This is a genomic window from Paenibacillus sp. F4 (assembly GCF_002894905.1).
Lineage (GTDB): Bacteria > Bacillota > Bacilli > Paenibacillales > Paenibacillaceae > Paenibacillus > Paenibacillus polymyxa_B.
In genome coordinates this window covers 77,564-94,856 of record NZ_POVS01000014.1, presented here as the reverse complement: position 1 = coordinate 94,856, position 17,293 = coordinate 77,564, and the positions used below count along the sequence as shown (strand labels likewise).

The 17,293-nt window shown below is 47.0% G+C and carries 20 protein-coding genes; 13 read left to right on the top strand and 7 right to left on the bottom strand.

Annotated features, from left to right (window positions below; translation table 11 throughout):
- Positions 1 to 68: 68 nt before the first annotated feature.
- Positions 69 to 308: a hypothetical protein gene (locus C1T21_RS15675; protein ID WP_103048896.1), complete on the top strand. Its 240-nt coding sequence runs from the start codon at positions 69 to 71 to the stop codon at positions 306 to 308.
- A 60-nt stretch (positions 309 to 368) separates the two neighbouring features.
- Positions 369 to 548, top strand: coding sequence for an H-type small acid-soluble spore protein (locus tag C1T21_RS15670; protein WP_103048895.1), 180 nt, complete (start codon positions 369 to 371; stop codon positions 546 to 548).
- Between the two features lie 242 nt (positions 549 to 790).
- Here the strand turns inward: C1T21_RS15670 and C1T21_RS15665 are convergent, their stop codons facing one another.
- From C1T21_RS15665 to C1T21_RS15645, 5 genes are all read right to left on the bottom strand, one after another.
- On the bottom strand, positions 791 to 1,447 hold the full coding sequence (locus C1T21_RS15665; protein ID WP_103048894.1) for a 3-oxoacid CoA-transferase subunit B: 657 nt from the start codon (positions 1,445 to 1,447) through the stop codon (positions 791 to 793).
- On the bottom strand, positions 1,440 to 2,108 hold the full coding sequence (locus C1T21_RS15660) for a CoA transferase subunit A (RefSeq protein ID WP_103048893.1): 669 nt from the start codon (positions 2,106 to 2,108) through the stop codon (positions 1,440 to 1,442). The genes C1T21_RS15665 and C1T21_RS15660 overlap by 8 nt, the downstream gene beginning before the upstream one ends.
- 41 nt (positions 2,109 to 2,149) lie before the next feature.
- Entirely contained in the window at positions 2,150 to 2,890 is a 741-nt protein-coding gene (locus tag C1T21_RS15655) for an acetoacetate decarboxylase (RefSeq protein WP_061829615.1), read from the bottom strand.
- A 55-nt stretch (positions 2,891 to 2,945) separates the two neighbouring features.
- Positions 2,946 to 4,130, bottom strand: coding sequence for an acetyl-CoA C-acetyltransferase (locus C1T21_RS15650; protein ID WP_103048892.1), 1,185 nt, complete (start codon positions 4,128 to 4,130; stop codon positions 2,946 to 2,948).
- 611 nt (positions 4,131 to 4,741) lie between these two features.
- Complete coding sequence (locus tag C1T21_RS15645) at positions 4,742 to 5,272, bottom strand: cysteine hydrolase family protein (RefSeq protein WP_103048891.1); 531 nt, start codon at positions 5,270 to 5,272, stop codon at positions 4,742 to 4,744.
- A gap of 134 nt (positions 5,273 to 5,406) precedes the next feature.
- Here C1T21_RS15645 and tsaE point away from each other — a divergent pair, with 134 nt between their 5' ends.
- Genes tsaE through tsaD form a run of 4 tightly spaced genes read left to right on the top strand, consistent with a single transcriptional unit; the run spans position 5,407 to position 8,320 of the window.
- On the top strand, positions 5,407 to 5,886 hold the full coding sequence (gene tsaE / locus C1T21_RS15640) for a tRNA (adenosine(37)-N6)-threonylcarbamoyltransferase complex ATPase subunit type 1 TsaE (protein WP_103048890.1): 480 nt from the start codon (positions 5,407 to 5,409) through the stop codon (positions 5,884 to 5,886).
- Between the two features lie 3 nt (positions 5,887 to 5,889).
- On the top strand, positions 5,890 to 6,726 hold the full coding sequence (gene tsaB, locus C1T21_RS15635; RefSeq protein ID WP_103048889.1) for a tRNA (adenosine(37)-N6)-threonylcarbamoyltransferase complex dimerization subunit type 1 TsaB: 837 nt from the start codon (positions 5,890 to 5,892) through the stop codon (positions 6,724 to 6,726).
- A gap of 17 nt (positions 6,727 to 6,743) precedes the next feature.
- On the top strand, positions 6,744 to 7,259 hold the full coding sequence (gene rimI, locus C1T21_RS15630; protein WP_039269584.1) for a ribosomal protein S18-alanine N-acetyltransferase: 516 nt from the start codon (positions 6,744 to 6,746) through the stop codon (positions 7,257 to 7,259).
- Positions 7,256 to 8,320, top strand: a complete 1,065-nt coding sequence (gene tsaD, locus C1T21_RS15625) for a tRNA (adenosine(37)-N6)-threonylcarbamoyltransferase complex transferase subunit TsaD (RefSeq protein WP_013309208.1) — start codon at positions 7,256 to 7,258, stop codon at positions 8,318 to 8,320. The genes rimI and tsaD overlap by 4 nt, the downstream gene beginning before the upstream one ends.
- A 548-nt stretch (positions 8,321 to 8,868) precedes the next feature.
- Here tsaD and C1T21_RS15620 read toward each other — a convergent pair.
- Positions 8,869 to 10,833, bottom strand: coding sequence for an ABC-F family ATP-binding cassette domain-containing protein (locus tag C1T21_RS15620; RefSeq protein WP_103048888.1), 1,965 nt, complete (start codon positions 10,831 to 10,833; stop codon positions 8,869 to 8,871).
- Between the two features lie 270 nt (positions 10,834 to 11,103).
- Here C1T21_RS15620 and C1T21_RS15615 point away from each other — a divergent pair, with 270 nt between their 5' ends.
- The 7 genes from C1T21_RS15615 to groL all read left to right on the top strand — a co-directional run bounded on the left by C1T21_RS15615 (position 11,104) and on the right by groL (position 16,447).
- Positions 11,104 to 11,736, top strand: a complete 633-nt coding sequence (locus C1T21_RS15615; protein ID WP_103048887.1) for a 5-formyltetrahydrofolate cyclo-ligase — start codon at positions 11,104 to 11,106, stop codon at positions 11,734 to 11,736.
- Positions 11,737 to 11,788: 52 nt separating this feature from the next.
- Positions 11,789 to 12,277 carry a cyclic pyranopterin monophosphate synthase MoaC gene (gene moaC / locus C1T21_RS15610; RefSeq protein WP_103048886.1) on the top strand — a complete coding sequence of 163 codons (489 nt, stop codon included), beginning with the start codon at positions 11,789 to 11,791 and terminating at the stop codon, positions 12,275 to 12,277.
- A gap of 113 nt (positions 12,278 to 12,390) precedes the next feature.
- Positions 12,391 to 12,873, top strand: coding sequence for a MogA/MoaB family molybdenum cofactor biosynthesis protein (locus C1T21_RS15605; protein WP_013309212.1), 483 nt, complete (start codon positions 12,391 to 12,393; stop codon positions 12,871 to 12,873).
- Positions 12,874 to 12,976: 103 nt separating this feature from the next.
- Positions 12,977 to 13,228, top strand: a complete 252-nt coding sequence (locus C1T21_RS15600; RefSeq protein ID WP_013309213.1) for a twin-arginine translocase TatA/TatE family subunit — start codon at positions 12,977 to 12,979, stop codon at positions 13,226 to 13,228.
- A gap of 111 nt (positions 13,229 to 13,339) precedes the next feature.
- Positions 13,340 to 14,107, top strand: a complete 768-nt coding sequence (gene tatC / locus C1T21_RS15595) for a twin-arginine translocase subunit TatC (RefSeq protein WP_103048885.1) — start codon at positions 13,340 to 13,342, stop codon at positions 14,105 to 14,107.
- A 356-nt stretch (positions 14,108 to 14,463) separates the two neighbouring features.
- Positions 14,464 to 14,745, top strand: coding sequence for a co-chaperone GroES (gene groES / locus C1T21_RS15590; RefSeq protein WP_007429271.1), 282 nt, complete (start codon positions 14,464 to 14,466; stop codon positions 14,743 to 14,745).
- Between the two features lie 73 nt (positions 14,746 to 14,818).
- Positions 14,819 to 16,447 carry a chaperonin GroEL gene (gene groL, locus C1T21_RS15585; RefSeq protein ID WP_013369880.1) on the top strand — a complete coding sequence of 543 codons (1,629 nt, stop codon included), beginning with the start codon at positions 14,819 to 14,821 and terminating at the stop codon, positions 16,445 to 16,447.
- A 68-nt stretch (positions 16,448 to 16,515) separates the two neighbouring features.
- On the opposite strand, the gene C1T21_RS15580 is transcribed toward groL, so the two are convergent.
- On the bottom strand, positions 16,516 to 17,262 hold the full coding sequence (locus C1T21_RS15580) for a site-specific integrase (protein ID WP_258012479.1): 747 nt from the start codon (positions 17,260 to 17,262) through the stop codon (positions 16,516 to 16,518).
- Positions 17,263 to 17,293: the final 31 nt, after the last annotated feature.

The window sequence follows — 17,293 nt, the reverse complement described above, 5'->3', positions numbered from 1 at the left end:
TTGCGCATGGTTACAGCAATTTTGGTGCATAGTAAGTCATATCCGATTCAAAAGGAGGTACACAATTTATGTCCGGAAAATCCTATCCTCGGCAAATCAGGCATCGTGTGGGTCAAAACCATGTCGCTTTTCGGGGACCCGCCGGAGGCGAACAGGATGCATTGCCGCCAGAGTTTGCCCTTTCCCATGGAATCCAACCGCCTTTTCCCATAGCTGTGGCTCATGTGGATTTGGAGGCTGTAGTTTCAACTTCGCCTTCTCATAGTATCCCTTCATTAGACGTTGAACGGATTATAGATGAGGACTAGGTCACCTATATTTCTAAATGAATACACAAACACAAAAACAATCAGGAAGGGAAGAATAGCATGAACGTGGAACGAGCAAAAGCGATTTACGATTCGCCCGATACCATTGCCGTACAAATGGATGGAAAACCGATCTGGATTGAGCATGTAGACGAAGCGAACGGTATGGCCACTGTACAGGTGGGCAGCAGACCCACCAATACCCAAACCGTCCGTGTGGATCGTCTGGAAGAACAATAGAAGAGGGGCACCAAAACAGATTTTTTTCCATAGTATGGGGTATAGCTTTAGAAAGATCTTGGACAGCTATAGGCTTTCATCGTAGAATGCTGCTTGAATGGTCCCGCTCCAATCCTAAAAGGCTCGCAATTGCTCAATGAGCAATTAGCGAACCTTATTTGTAATAATAAATGCAGTCCAGGGGGCATGTTAAACGCCAGACAAGTTAATTTGAAGGTGAAACTGGTTCCTTTCTATGACCTTTACACTGCAATGGTCTTCAAATGTGGTGAAACTATCAGCTCAGCCTCTGTGGCCATTTGAACGTCTTCCACCGACAACCCCGGAGCAATTTCCTTCAGCATCAGCCCTTTACCCGGTATAACATCAATGACAGCCTTATCAGTTACGATGGTCTTTACAACATTTACAGCGGTCAGGGGCAATTTGCATTGCTTCAGTATTTTGGGCGCTCCACTTTTGTTCACATGCTCCATGGCTACAATCACTCTCTTGGCTCCGACAACCAAATCCATGGCTCCTCCCATGCCTGGCACCTTTTTCCCTGGGATCATCCAGTTAGCAAGGTTGCCATTCTCATCGACCTCCAGAGCACCCAGAACGGTGATGTCCACATGCCCTCCGCGGATGATGGAAAATGAAAGCGAACTGTCGAGAAAGCAGGCTCCTTTCACGGTAGTAACGTAGTTTCCGCCTGAATCGATACAATCGAGTCTTTCTTTTCCCGGAGCTGCTTTGGGGCCAACGCCGACAATTCCGTTCTCCGCCTGCAGCATAATATTAACGTTATCAGGGATGTAGTCCACCGCCATTGTAGGCAATCCAATACCAAGGTTGACCACTTCGCCATCCTTGAATTCCTGGGCTATTCTTCGAATAATTAATTCTCTGTTATTCATGGTCTCCACCTACCTTTACAATCGCGTCAACAAATATTCCGGGAACGTTGATATGATTGGGGTCAATATCTCCCGTCTTTACGTATTCGTCTATCTGAGCAACTACATATTCGGCTGCGGTAGCCATAACCATATTGAAGTTGCGTGATGAGCCGTTGATGACAAGGTTCCCCGCTTCATCAGCCTTATGGGCTTTAATTAATGCCACATCGGCTTTGAGCGGCAGTTCGAGCAAGTATTCCTTTTCATCAATTTTGATTTTCTGTTTTCCTTCCTCTACAATGGTGCCTACACCTACAGGAGTTAAAATACCGCCCAGCCCGGCTCCCCCTGCGCGTATTTTTTCAGCGAGCGTGCCTTGCGGGAAGAGTTGAACCTCGGCTTCTTTCGTCATAAGGAGTCTTCCCGTTTCCGGATTGGAGCCGATATAGGATGCAAAAATTCGCTTTACTCTGCCGCTTTTAACAAGTCTATAGATAGATAATTCCGGTGTGCCTGTATCATTGGAAATAATCGTAAGATTGTCGGCGGAATTTGTGTCGACAAGCGCACGCACCAACTCCTCCGGAAAGCCTCCTTGCAGAAAACCTCCGACCATCACCGTGCTTCCGTTTTTGACCTTCTTAACTGCTTCTTCAGCGGAGATTACTTTGTTATTCATGGTTCCTTCTCCTTATATATATATTTTTAGGAAGGCAAACTTTATTGGAGATAATCGTAGAGGACTCTTCCATATGGAAGCGTTAAATCAGCAATAAAATGTTTTCCGCCAATATAAGCTTTAACCGGCAAATCTGCCACAGGAGCATTGACATGGGGGATCAGGCTTAACCTAGCAGGCCCTGACCAGGCACCTTTTACAGTAATGTTCTCGAGATTATACGCTACTAACTGAGCGATTTTGGGGGTACCGTCAACATCAGGAATTAATTTCAAATTAACTTGCGTTTTTGCGATGGCTTTAGCCGTTTCTTTTTCATCAAGAATGTTATATTTGAAAGGCATAGTTCCCGTGGCCACCAGGACGTGATTATAATGCAATGTACCCGTTAGCGTCTCCGTTTCCTCCACGCTCAGGCGAGGCTTTGCCCATTTTTTCGGAAATCCCCAGACTTCACGTCCCCCCAGAATAGCAGGCGCGTTATCCAAATACATTTGGGCAACAAAATTACAGGGTTCTCCATGAAAAGTACACGGAATGACAATACCACTTTCCTCATAGCATCCTAAACCGGAAGAATCGGGCATCTTGATCCATTCATAGGAAACCGTATTGCTTCCATCCGGCTCAAGAGGTTCTGGGACCGCCTGTCTAATCGCAGCGGGATCGGTCTCATAGGTAATGATAAAAAATTCCCGGTTGATGAAGCGGTATGGTGGGCGCCCGTAGCTGCCGCTAGCCGCAGGCATAGATTGGAGTGAAAGTACATCTTTTTGATTCATAGCGATCTCCCTTCCTTTTAAGAGATAGTTCTAAAAGTCATCCTGAACACGCACTTTAAATGAGCGCATTTTCAACCAGCATGGCTATTCCCATTCCTGTTCCGATGCATAACGAGGCGATGCCGTAGCGTGAAGATCTTCGCACCATTTCGTGAACCAACGTAGTCAATATCCTAGCACCGCTGGCACCTACAGGATGCCCGATTGCGATTGCGCCGCCATTGACATTCACCTTCTCCGGACTGACCCCTAGCTCTTTCACTACCGCTAATGCTTGTGAGGCAAACGCTTCATTAATTTCAAAAAGATCAATGGCATCGATGGATATACCTTGCTGCTTAAGAAGTGTCGAAATGGCTTTCACTGGCCCCATTCCCATATATGCAGGGTCAACGCCAACAAGTGAATAACCCTTGATATATGCCAATGGCTTTAATGCATGTTCCTTGCATTTGTCTTCCGACACTACAAGCACGGCCGCCGCGCCATCATTGATTCCTGAAGCATTTCCGGCGGTAACCGTCCCGTTCTCCTTAAACGCAGGTTTTAATTGAGAAAGTTTTTCTTGCGTTGTATTTCCTCTTATGTGTTCGTCCTCTGTGAAAGAAATAGTTTCTTTTTTGGTTTTGATCATGACCGGAACAATTTGCTCTTCAAAAACTTTCTTGTTTTTTGCTTCTACGGCTTTTAGCTGGCTTTGATAGGCAAATTCGTCCTGTTCAAGTCTTGAAATTCCATATTTCTCGGCAACATTTTCTGCGGTAATTCCCATATGGTAATGGTTGATCGGGCACGTAAGGCCGTCGGCCACTAGGGAGTCTACCAACTCACCGTTGCCAAGTTTGTAGCCGTTTCTTGCATTCCTTAGCAGGTAAGGGGCATTCGACATGCTCTCCATGCCTCCGGCCAAGACGATGTTGCCTTGTTCAGCCAATATTGAATTGTAGGCTAAAGCAACGGCATGAAGTCCTGAACCGCAAACCGTGTTTATCGTTGTTTCGGGTACATCAATAGGGATACCGGCTTTTAGTGCCGCCTGTCTGGCAGGATTTTGTCCATTGCCCGCCTGAAGAACATTTCCCAAATAAATCTGATCGATCAAAGAAGGCTCTAATTTACTTTGCTGAAGGCATGCTGTCATCACAGTTGCTCCTAGTTCGGAAGCGCTTAGAGGCGCAAGGGTTTTGTTAAAAGAGCCGACCGCTGTTCTCAACGGGCTTACTAAAGCTACTTTTTTCATTAAAAACTCACATTCCTTTCGCTGTGTTCAAGACACAATACATCCATGATTGCACTTCAATTCGTAATTTCCGCTCTTAACCTACGAGACGCAGCGACTGCAAGATACATTTGCATGCGGGCATATCATGGTGCCTAAGACAGTGAGTGTGACGGTTCGATCGCCTTCTCTCATTGGAAATTAAAACCATTTTCATCATAGTTCTAATGCAGATTTTGCTCAATGTCCAAATATTTACACATATCTATGTACAGATGTTTATAGAGCCATATAGGCCACAATAATTAGGCCATTCTAATGTTTTCTGTTAATTACTTAATTTTTCTGAAAATCATGATCATAAATTGGATTTTCTGTTAAAAATGAAAGTTCCAATCCATACGTGAAAAAGTTTTCCTCGCAAATATCATCTAACTCATCGCTGGAAAATAAAAAAAGCCTCCAGAATTTTCTGAAGACGGCTTTGCCTTTCAATATTCATGATCTTCGTCATATTGTGCCAGCTTGCTTCTTGTTAAAGGTGTCACTCGAAAGTGCGGTTTTTTCGCATGAACAAAAAAAGAAGCCGACTTGCTTGAAGCAATCGGCTTGGAACATAAAACTTCAACAACTCACGAAAAATGTACATCTTCCGTCGCGAGTAAACGCACAAAACGATTGCCAAGCATCCCATTATGATGAGCTACAATTTGTTCACTGCTCAGCACCTTGCTATCAAATGTACTATGTGCATCCAATACGAGCACGTTGTTCTGGTATCCCAGACTATAGGCGCTTCGGCAAGTCGTGTCGAGGCAAAACTCGGTCTGCATCCCCGCGATTACGAGTTGATCGGCCCCCAGTTCCTTCAGCACATGGCCCAATTCGGTTTGGTAGAAGCTGTCCCAGGATGATTTACGGACAATTCGTTCATGAGGAAGAGGGCGCACCACGTCGGCGATGGCCCAGCCTACACTGTTTTCTCGGAAATCCTCATCCGCTTCATCGGTATGCTGTACAAAAATCACCGGTGTACCTGTAGCTCTGGCTTTGTCCAAAAGCTGCTGCAAATGCACTATAACTTCCTGCTCACGATACAGCTTCTCATCATACATGAACATAGCCTGCTGAACATCAATCATGAGTAAAACAGTTTGTCCCATCGTTTCAATCCCTCCCTGTGTGTATCATCTAACTTACAATAGCATGTCTTCATGCCTTGCGGCGACATAAGGTGAACTATATAATAAAGAACAAGTTGGAACGGTCCGATTCGGACGAAAGGTGATTAAAATATATGACAATTTCGCAGGAGCAGTTTACGTTCCGTTCTGTCTCAGAGGCACAGACCGGGTCATTGGCAGGTTTTTTGGCAGCCAAGGCGGTTCCCGGAACGGTGATTGTGCTGGATGGAGATCTGGGAGCGGGCAAAACTGCTTTTTCCAAGGCTTTTGCCAGCCATTTAGGTGTGCCGGGTATCGTAAATAGTCCAACCTTTACCCTCATTAAGGAGTACGAGGGCCGATTGCCTTTGTATCATATGGATGTGTATCGGATTTCCCAGGACGAGGCGGAGGATCTCGGGTTGGACGAATATTTTTACGGGACAGGAGTATGTCTGGTGGAATGGGGTAGTATTATACCGGATATATTACCGGAGCAGCGGCTTCACATGTATATAGAAACAACAGATTTGGGGGAGCGCTTGATTCACCTGACCGGGTACGGCGAGCCTTATGAACAATGGTGCCGCAGTTTGCGGGAGAATGGAGTTTGAACCATGCAAAGACAGCATACAGATGTGAATGTAAAGCCGCGTGAGCGGTTTTTGACGTTAGATACAGCGACGACCGTGATGGCGGCCGCTCTGATGAACGGAAGAGAATTGCTGGGAGAAAGCAACGTCTATGGCGAACGTAATCACTCCGTGCATGTGATTACCGAGCTGGAACGACTGCTGAATGAAGAAGGGCTGACACGAGATGATGTAGATGGTATTGCAGTTGGTGTTGGACCGGGGTCTTATACCGGTATCCGGATTGCGGTGACCGCAGCCAAAACACTCGCTTGGGCCTGGGGTATCCCGGTGACGTCCATATCCACTTTGCATGCTTTGGCGTGGGGTGGGTGGAATCGCGGCATCGAGATGAAGGGACAAGAAGATAAAAATGAGTCTGTGAATAACGGTTCATCCGGAGCGCAGGCAGCAGACTGGATTGTGCCTGTGCTGGATGCGCGCCGTGGTCAGGTTTACACGGGGCTGTTCGCTGTGAATATAGTTGACGACGTCGAGAGTCCGCAACGGCTGGAGCCAGATGCAATCCGCTTGATGACTGCTTGGACCGAAGATCTGCTGCAGCGGCTGGAGGCTTTACCCTCTGAAGAGCGTCCTGCGGTCATTTGGCTAGTCGGTGAAACGGCGGTTCACGCCGAAACAGCCGAGCGCCTGCGTGCATGGAGCGAGCTTCGTATCGTACCTTATGAGCTGGAGGGAAGATGGGTTGGCCGCCTTGGGGCGGATAAGCTGCTTCGTCAGGAACATGACGAGCTACATACGCTGGTTCCTAATTATACCCAGCTGGCGGAGGCGGAAGCCAATCTGCTTCGTCAGCGCTGAAGAGAGCGGTGAACAACATGGCAAAGAACATACAGCGGGAAGAGAAACTTGAGTTTCGCTTGATGCAACTGGATGATATTCCCGATGTGCTGGAGATTGAGCATGAAGCGTTCACGCTGCCGTGGACGGAGGAAGCATTCCGCAATGAGCTGACGATGAATCATTTTGCTAAATATATGATTATGGAACTAGACGGACGAGCCATTGGTTACGCAGGCATGTGGACGATTATGGATGAGGCCCATATTACGAATATTGCGATTCGTGAGGCTTATCGCGGACGCAAGCTTGGAGACAAGCTGTTGGATGAGCTGATGCAGACCGCCTCTTATTTAGGGATGGAACGTATGACGCTGGAGGTGCGGGTAACGAACCGGATCGCTCAGGGCTTGTATGAGAAAAAAGGCTTTAAGCCCGCAGGTGTGCGCAAAGGCTATTATTCGGATAATAACGAGGATGCTGTGATCATGTGGGCGGATCTTCCCGCGCATGGGGCATCCGGTGAACAGGAAGGAAGCGTGCAGAAGCAATGACGCAAGAGGAAAAAGCAGGTACAGGCTCCGCCTCCGGCGAGCCTTGCTATATACTGGCAGTGGAAACGAGTTGTGATGAGACGGCTGTTTCCGTCGTGAAAAATGGCACAGAGGTGCTCTCGAATCTGATTTCCAGTCAGATTGAAACACACAAAGCCTTTGGTGGTGTTGTGCCAGAGGTGGCTTCACGCAAACATGTGGAGAGCATCACCTACATGTTGGACGAGGCCATGCAAACATCGGGAATTACCCCTCGCGAGATTTCGGCGGTTGCCGTGACACAAGGACCAGGACTGGTTGGTGCATTGCTGGTTGGTATTGTCGCCGCTAAGAGCGCTGCTTTGGCGTTCGGCAAGCCGTTAATTGGGACGCATCATATCGCGGGACATATTTATGCCAATCAGCTGGAGCATGATATCGTATATCCGTGCATTGCTCTCGTTGTGTCAGGAGGACATACAGAGCTGGTGCTGATGGAGTCCGAAGGTCATTTTCAACTCATTGGTCGTACAAGGGATGATGCGGTTGGAGAAGCCTACGACAAAGTAGCGAGAGCGATTGGGTTTCCGTATCCCGGTGGCCCGCATGTGGATCGTGTAGCTCATGAATCGGAGGAAGTGGTTACTTTGCCGCGTGCATGGCTGGAGCCGGATTCTTATGATTTTAGCTTTAGCGGTTTGAAATCTGCGGTGCTGAATGTAATTAACCAGACGAAAATGCGCGGAGAAACCATTCATGTCGGAGCGATCGCAAGAGGCTTTCAAGAGTCGGTCGTCGAGGTGCTGGTGGAAAAGGCGATTCGTGCCATGCGTGAATATGGTGCGAAGCAGCTCCTGCTTTGTGGCGGTGTGGCTGCTAATCGCGGACTGCGTACAGCATTGCGGGAGCGCTGTGAGCGCGAAGGAATCGAGTTGCTTGTACCCTCGATGAAATATTGCACAGATAATGCAGCGATGATCGGCGCTGCGGCCTACGCCAAATGGAAGCGCGGGGAATTTACCTCATTGGATATGAAGGCTGATCCAGGGCTGTCTCTGGAAGAATGGTCTGTCCAAACTTAATTAAAGAAGAATGAGCAAGACACGGCACAGTTGAGTCGTGTCTTTTTTGTTCCGCTCCATAACTATCATAAAAATATAAATGCAAGAGGATAAAATACAGGAGTTTGAGTAAATGGATGGCAGCATCTCATTCACTCGCATTATTCGTCACAATTGTTCACGATTTTTCATGATCCATCAAAAAAATCTGGAATTTTGATATTGCCCGAATAATGATGTGATTTGTCAAGTTGTGAACAAAGTTATCCACATATACCGCTTCAAATGTGGATAACCGAGTCCGAAGCAAGCAGGCTAAGACTTTTTGGAGATAGCAAGTTGGGGGATATGTAACACCTTTAGTTCTTGTGAAATCTGTGGATAATGTGGATAAAAGGGTGGATAAATTTGGTTTTCATTTGAAAATGGCTTTTTATCAATAAAAAAAATGGCCCAAAAGGCCATTTTTCAATCTCATTCATACACATAAGCTGTGGATAATCTTGTGTACAAAAATATAGAAGAGGAAAATGTGAAATTTTTAAGGCTAAGATTTTATGCAGTAGTTTTTATTCTTCTAACAGCTCTTCCCAAGAGGTATAGGTTTCAGTCAATTCCTGTTTATGGGTGTCGAGTTGTGCCTGAATATTCTGAAGCGCTGTGTAATCCTGATAAATCTCAGGCAGGGTCATTTGTTCCTCCAGCCCTAAAATTTGTTCTTCCAGCGTTTTGATCTGGTTTTCCAATGCCTCCAGCTTGCGTTGACGGCTGCGTTCCTCGCTTTTGGCTTGTTTGTCTGCCGCATAGGTGGCCGCGCGTGATTTGGGCGTGGTCTCGTCTGTCACGGATGCAGAGGCAGTCGATGGTTTGCCGCGTGTGGCCTGACTTGCCTCCAGAGCTTCCTGCGCTATTTCCTCCAACTCCTGTTTTTTGGCTACATAGTCATCATAATTCCCCAGGAAATGTTCTATCCCTCCAGGATGAAGCTCAATGACACGTTCCGCCATTTTGTTCAGGAAATAACGGTCATGGGAAATGAACAACAGCGTACCGTCATAGTCCATCAAAGCAGCTTCCAGCACTTCCTTGCTAAACAGATCCAGATGGTTGGTAGGCTCATCTAGAATTAATACGTTGGCTTCGCGCAGCATGAGCTTGGCCAGAGATACACGGGCTTTTTCCCCTCCGCTTAATGCAGCTACCTTCTTAAGTACATCGTCACCGCTAAACAGGAAATTACCCAGCACTGTACGAATACGTGCTTCTTCCATATGAGGGTACTCGCTCCACAACTCCTCCAGTACGGTATTGGCGGGGTTCAGGTTCGTCTGCTCCTGGTCATACAGGCCGATTTTGATTTTCGTGCCCCAGTGGATGGAGCCAGCAGCAGGTTTAAGTGATCCGGTCAGACATTTGAGCAACGTCGATTTTCCGATCCCGTTCGGACCAATCAGTGCCACGGTATCTCCACGTTTTAAATCGAACGATGCATGCTGGAATAAAGGCTTTTTACCTTCATACCCCACAGAGAGGTCACGTACCTCCAGTACTTCCTTACCTGACATATGGGCTGTTTCAAAGGAAAAATGAGCCTTTTTCAAGTCTCCCATGGGCCGATCCATACGCTCCATTTTATCTAGCTGCTTGCGCCGACTTTGAGCGCGTTTGGTCGTGGAAGCCCGCACTATATTACGTTGTACGAATGCTTCTAAACGGGCAATTTCTCCTTGCTGCTTTTCGTAATGCTTCAGATTCGTTTCGTACTCGGCAGCCTTCAGCTCCATGTAGCGGCTGTAGTTGCCTGTATATCGAGTAGAACGATGGCGTTCAATTTCAATAATCGTCGTTACCAGTCGGTCCAGAAAATAACGGTCATGTGATACAACCAGCAGAGAACCGGAGTAGCCGCGTAAATAGTCCTCCAACCAGGTCAGTGTTTGAATATCCAGATAGTTGGTAGGCTCATCGAGCATAAGGACATCTGGGGCGAGCAGTAGGATGCGCGCTAGCGCAAGCCGAGTTTTCTGTCCTCCGCTCAGAGTAGCTACAGGCGTCTCAGGTGCAAATGAACCAAAGCCCATACCGTGCAGCACGCTGCGAATACGGGTCTCCATTTCATAACCACCGTGATCCTTGAACCAGTCTGAGCGACGTGCATAGCGTTCCAGCAGATCTGCGTAGCGTTTTTCGTTTTGAGCATTGGCCAGGTCAGCGATGTCCTGTTCCATTTGCCGCAGTTCCCGTTCCGCTTCAATCAGGGGAGTGAACACCAGCATCATTTCCCCCCAGATAGAACGGTCAGAATTCAAGCCGCTGTTTTGCGCCAGATAACCGATGCTGGTCTCCTTCGCCTTGAAAATTTGTCCACTGTCATAGGATATTTCACCAGCAATAATTTTGAGCAGGGTCGATTTGCCTGCACCGTTCACACCTACGAGTCCAATACGTTCACGTTCCAATATTTGAAGGTTAATCCCGTCCAGAACGGGCTCAATTCCATAGGATTTAGTAATTCCGGTTACTTGCAATAGCATAGCGTATCGTTCCTCCATTACATTTTGCACAGTTCTCCCTGCTTTCTTCGCAGGTACCTTCCTTCCAGTTTACATGAAATTACCCACTATTGCACTGCTTTCACCCCGTAAACCCTTGAGCCGCGTGTAGTCAATTTGTATAAACAATGATAAACTTAAACGAGAAGTGAAAAAGAATGAAAAAAACTTGCAACGTACAGCACTTACTGACAAATGGGACAATAGTAACGTTTTAAAGATTATCGACGATTGTGCGGGAGGGCGGATGTGATGGATGTCTGTAATGTGAAGAACGCGCTGCGTTTGCAGCAACGGGAAGCGCGTGACTCCATGGACCCGCTGACAAGGCAGAAGGCATCGGCTGTGGCCTGTCGGCATGCAATCGAGGCATGGGAGCAGCTTAGAATAGACAGAAACGGAGATAAGCTAACCTTATTTAGTTATCTCTCTTTTGGCAGCGAGATTTCGACGACTCCCCTCATTGAGCATTGCTGGTCACAGGGAGATCGTGTCCTAGCCCCAAGAGTGGACCCGGTAACTCGGACTATGGAGCTGAGGGAGATGGATCAGTACGGAGATATTGTACCCGGCATCTGGAACATCCCTGAGCCTGCTTTGACATGCAAGGAATGGTCGCCTGAAATGTGGATTGGAATTGACTGGGTTGTTGTGCCCGGCTTGGCCTTTGATCGTCGAGGGGGTAGGATCGGCTACGGCGGAGGCTATTATGACCGCTTTACCGTACAGGTAGAGGCAGAGAAGCGTAACAACAGCCACGTAGGTCCGCTTTATGTCTCGCTGCTGTTGCCGGGACAATTGCTGACACAGGTGCCCATGGAGCCAAGGGATTTGCGAGTGGACGTGCTGTTTACTCTGGATGGACGCTTAGATTGTGAATATTGACAAATGATGAATGAAGTAAAGTTGGGTATGTGAAAGGAGCTGTGAGGGAGTCGTGGATTCCTTTACTCATTTTAACGAACAGGGACGGGCTCGGATGGTAGATATTTCGGGTAAAACGTCTACGATTCGTACAGCAGTTGCCGTGACTCAGATTACGATGAATCCGGCTACATTGACGGCTGTAAAAGAAGGAAGAATCGGCAAGGGTGATGTTCTTGCTGTGGCCCAGGTCGCAGGGATTCAAGGCGCGAAAAAAACGTCAGACTGGATACCGATGTGTCATCCACTGGCCCTGACAGGCGTGAACATTACTTTTTCCGATAATGGACATGATGTGCTTCATATTGAAGTTGAAGTGAAGACCGAAGGTAAGACAGGTGTAGAAATGGAAGCTTTGACAGCGGCTTCAGCCGCAGCGTTAACCGTGTATGATATGTGCAAGGCGCTGCAAAAAGATATGATCATCGGCCCTACCATGCTGCAATCCAAAACAGGTGGCAAGCATGGGGATTTTCAAAGGGTGGACCACCGGGAACCTTGACATAGACAACATTGTCGCCGAGAGGGTACTGTGATGTGATGGAGGATGCAGCGTGGCTGTTTCTGATTTTCAGAAGAGAAAGTATTCTTTCATGATAGGAGAAGGGTGATCTTATGGTGTGGAAAACGGCGATCCTAACAGCCAGTGATAAAGGGGCAAGGGGAGAGCGTGAGGATACAAGCGCACAGGTCATCCGGGAACTCATCGAAGAAGAACTGGGCGGAGAGATTGTGGAATACCGGATCGTTCCCGATGAACCGGATGAAATTATTGCAGCTTTAATCGAAATGACCGATTATTTTCATGCAGACCTGGTACTAACTACGGGTGGAACCGAGCTGGCGATCCGTGATGTGACACCGGAGGCGACTAGGCGGGTTGTGGAACGGGAAGTGCCAGGCATGGCGGAAGCCATGAGAATGATCGTGATGCAGAAAAATCCAGCGGCTATGCTATTCCGTGGAATCGTAGGAATACGCGGACGTACACTGATCGTCAATTTACCAGGAACGCCCAAAGGTGTGCATGAAAATTTGGCAGCGATAATGGACCAACTTCCAGAAGCGCTGCTTATGGTGACAGGCCAGTTCCGGTAGAAGGCAGCACATCGTGTGTGGTATGATACCTATAAGAATTTATAAGGCCGTATACGGACAAAGATTCTTATTTTGTCCGTCAACATAAGGAGGATTACTACACATGCCCAATATTGGAGCACCGGGTTATATTTTGTTGATCATTCTGGCGCTGCTGTTATTTGGTCCGAACAAGCTGCCTGAGCTGGGTCGAGCTGTAGGGCGTACATTCCGTGAGTTTAAAAACGGGGCACGCGATATTTTATCAGAAGATGAACGGACTGAGCGTAAAGACAGCAAAGATAGTGTGGTCAAAGCATCACAAACGACGTCTTCAGAAGTTCAACCTCAGCCTGAGGATAAACGCTTGTCATAGATTTAGTGATCGATTCTTGATCTTGTACAATAAACAAAAGCCTCTTCTTCAGTGAAGGGCTTTATTTTTTAGGAGGCGCTGCTGCGTTCCGTTCAGAAAGGAGGAGTGGACTTGACCCCATCAGAGCATGAAATGCCGCTAATGGAACATCTGGGAGAGCTTCGCCGCAGAATTATCTATGTGCTAATTGTATTTGTATTGGCACTGGCTGGTGGTCTGTTCGCGGCGGGTTCTGTCTATGACTGGCTTATTCGCTCCGGTTCGGCGCAAGCTTTTCAGTTAAACGCGTTTTCCTTTTGGGACGGGATTGGTATCTACATGAAGATCGCCATGATCATCGGGATTGCGGTGGCGCTACCGTTTGCCTGCTACCAACTGTGGAAGTTTGTCAGCCCGGGCTTAAGACCGCAAGAACGGAGTGCGACTTTGCGGTATGTGCCTTATGTGCTGCTTTTGTTCATCATTGGGACAGCTTTTGCCTATTTCATTATTTTCCCAATGGCGATTCAGTTTACATCGTCCGTCACCAAAAGTATGGGATTACAGGAAACGTACGGGATCGCACAATATTTCACCTTTATGTTTAATATTGTACTACCTGTAGCGCTGCTGTTTGAGCTCCCCCTGCTTATCATGTTTCTGACGGGGATACATGTTTTAACACCGATGCGGCTTCGCAAATGGCGGAAGATTTCTTATTTTCTGCTTGTGTTCGTTGCGGTTGTCATTACCCCGCCGGACTTTATTTCCGATTTTTTGGTGGCGATTCCGTTGCTGGTGCTATATGAAGTGAGCGTGTATTTGTCTTCGGTCGTGTACCGCAGGCAGCTGCGTGCACAGGAGGAACGTGAGGCCCAATTGCGTGTAGCTTCAGAATAATAAGGCAGGACCTGAATGGCTCAGTAACAATTTATTCGGGTCCGCGCTACATGTCACTTGCAGATGATGAATGGCATTTGTATATCATGACTATTTATAGAGCATAACAGCAGCAGCTTAGCGCCTTAAAAATAACCATTAGCCTTGAGTTAACGGTTATTTTTCAGATAGATGGATATAATCGGGAAGGGCTGTCCATAAAAATTCCCATAAAAAATACATTAGGGACTTGAAATTCAATCCCAAGTTGAGTATCATAAAGTTGGTTGTTAGCACTGACGACTGTCGAGTGCTAATACATACAACATAACAACCAAATTACAGGATAAAACACTTAATAAGGAGGCTATTTTTTCATGATCAAACCTTTGGGTGAACGCGTATTGGTGGAAGCAATTGAGCAAGAGACAACGACTTCCTTCGGGATCGTACTTCCTGACTCTGCCAAGGAAAAGCCGCAAGAAGGCAAAATTATCGCGGTTGGCGCAGGCGCATTGAAAGACGGTGCCCGTATTCCTCTGGAAGTAAAAGAAGGCGACCGTGTCATTTTCTCTAAATACGCTGGAACGGAAATCAAATATGAAGGTAAAGAATATTTGATTATGAAAGAAAGCGATATCCACGCGATCATCGGTTAACCGGAACCCGGACAAGACCTGAATATAGGAATTGAAACAAATCATTCATAATCCATAGGGAGGTTTATCACAAATGGCTAAAGATATTAAATTCAGTGAAGACGCTCGTCGCTCTATGTTGCGCGGGGTTGACGCATTGGCTAATGCTGTTAAAGTAACACTCGGACCGAAAGGCCGTAACGTTGTACTGGAGAAAAAATTCGGTAGCCCGCTCATCACCAATGACGGTGTAACGATTGCAAAAGAAATCGAGCTGGAAGATGCGTTCGAAAACATGGGCGCTCAACTGGTTAAAGAAGTAGCAACCAAAACGAACGATGTAGCTGGTGATGGTACGACTACTGCTACTGTTTTGGCTCAAGCCCTCATCACAGAAGGCCTGAAAAACGTAACTGCTGGCGCAAGCCCAATCGGTATCCGTAAAGGGATCGACAAAGCGGTTAAAGCGGCTGTTGCTGAACTGCAAGCCATCTCCAAACCAATCGAAAGCAAACAATCCATTGCTCAAGTAGCCGGTATTTCCGCTGCTGATGACGAAGTAGGCGAACTGATCGCTGAAGCTATGGAAAAAGTGGGCAAAGACGGTGTAATCACTGTTGAAGAATCCCGCGGTTTTGCAACAGAGCTGGAAGTGGTTGAAGGTATGCAATTTGACCGTGGCTACATTTCCCCGTACATGATTACAGATACGGACAAAATGGAAGCTGTACTGGACAATCCGTATATCCTGATCACAGACAAAAAAATCACAAACACACAAGAAATCCTGCCATTGCTTGAAAAAATCGTACAACAAGGCAAGCCACTCGTTCTGATCGCTGAAGACATCGAAGGCGAAGCACTGGCTATGCTCGTTGTTAACAAACTGCGTGGTACATTCAACGCTGTAGCTGTTAAAGCTCCAGGCTTTGGTGACCGTCGTAAAGCAATGCTGCAAGATATCGCTGCCCTGACAGGCGGTCAAGTGATTACAGAAGAACTGGGTCTGGACCTGAAAACAGCTTCCGTAGACCAACTGGGTACAGCACGTCAAGTGCGTATCACAAAAGAAAATACGATTGTGGTTGACGGTGCTGGAAACAAAGCCGACATCGACGCTCGTGTTAGCCAAATCCGTACGCAACTGGAAGAAACCACTTCCGAGTTCGACAAAGAGAAACTGCAAGAGCGTCTGGCTAAATTGTCCGGCGGCGTAGCAGTCATCAAAGTCGGTGCGGCAACTGAAACAGAATTGAAAGAACGCAAACTGCGCATCGAAGATGCCCTGAACGCAACCCGTGCTGCGGTTGAAGAAGGTATCGTATCCGGTGGTGGTGTAGCGCTCCTGAACGTATACAAAGCAGTTGCAGCTGTTGAACTGCAAGGCGACGAGCAAACAGGCGTGAACATCGTGTTGCGCGCTCTGGAAGCTCCAATCCGCACCATTGCTGCTAACGCAGGTGAAGAAGGCTCTGTAATCGTTGAGCGTCTGAAACGCGAAGAAGTTGGCGTAGGCTTTAACGCAGCTACTGGCGACTGGGTAAACATGATCGAAGCTGGTATCGTGGACCCTGCGAAAGTAACTCGTTATGCATTGCAAAACGCTGCTTCCGTAGCAGCAATGTTCCTGACTACCGAAGCTGTTATCGCTGACAAGCCAGAACCAGAAAAGGCTGCAATGCCTGACATGGGCGGCATGGGTGGAATGGGCGGCATGATGTAATAAGGGCCTCAAAACCCTTGCTGTAACAAGGGTTTAGGTGATTGTTATATTGATTTGTTAACAAATTGTTAACTCTGATCAGATTTTTTTGAGGCTCTCATTAGTTCGCTGAACTTTTGAGCAGCCTCTTTTCTTTTTGGCTTAGTTATATGCAGGTATATTCTGCGTGTTATCTCGTCGTTTGCATGTCCAAGCCGCTGCATGATTTGTTCGAGAGTAGCCTCAGCTTCGGCTAATAGTGATGTATGAGTGTGGCGAAGTGAGTGCGGGGTGAGATCAGGATTAAGCCCAGCTAGTTTTAGTAGTCGCTTCATCCGAAGTTCAACCATTTTTATAACCTGAGGATACCCAGCGAATTTACCGATTATCGCGAATATGAAACCTTGGTCGTGATAAGTTTTTGGTCTTTTTGATTTCTCTATTTGTTGAATGGTCAGGAGATTTTGAAATCCTACAATAATTTCGTGATCCACATCTATTTCGCGAACCGATGATACAGTTTTAGGTGTGTTGAGTTTGTAAAGAGCATAATTATTATTTGGATTGTATAGTGTTTTTGTTATTCTGATCTTGTCATCCCCAAAGTTGACGTCTAGCTCCTTTAGCGCGCATAGCTCGCCGACTCTCATACCTGTATAAGCCAATGTATTAAAGGTTTCAAAGTCATTGTCCAATCCGTGTTCTTGAGCGACCTGCAAGAAATGGACGAGTTCATCCCTTTCTAAATATTTCGGTAGTTCGTTATTCTGTTCAAGCTCTTGGACTGTTTTCTGGGGCTTAGACACAAAAGCATTTGATGTAGGATCTGTTTTCAAAGCCCCGATTTTTAAACCATATGAAAATATC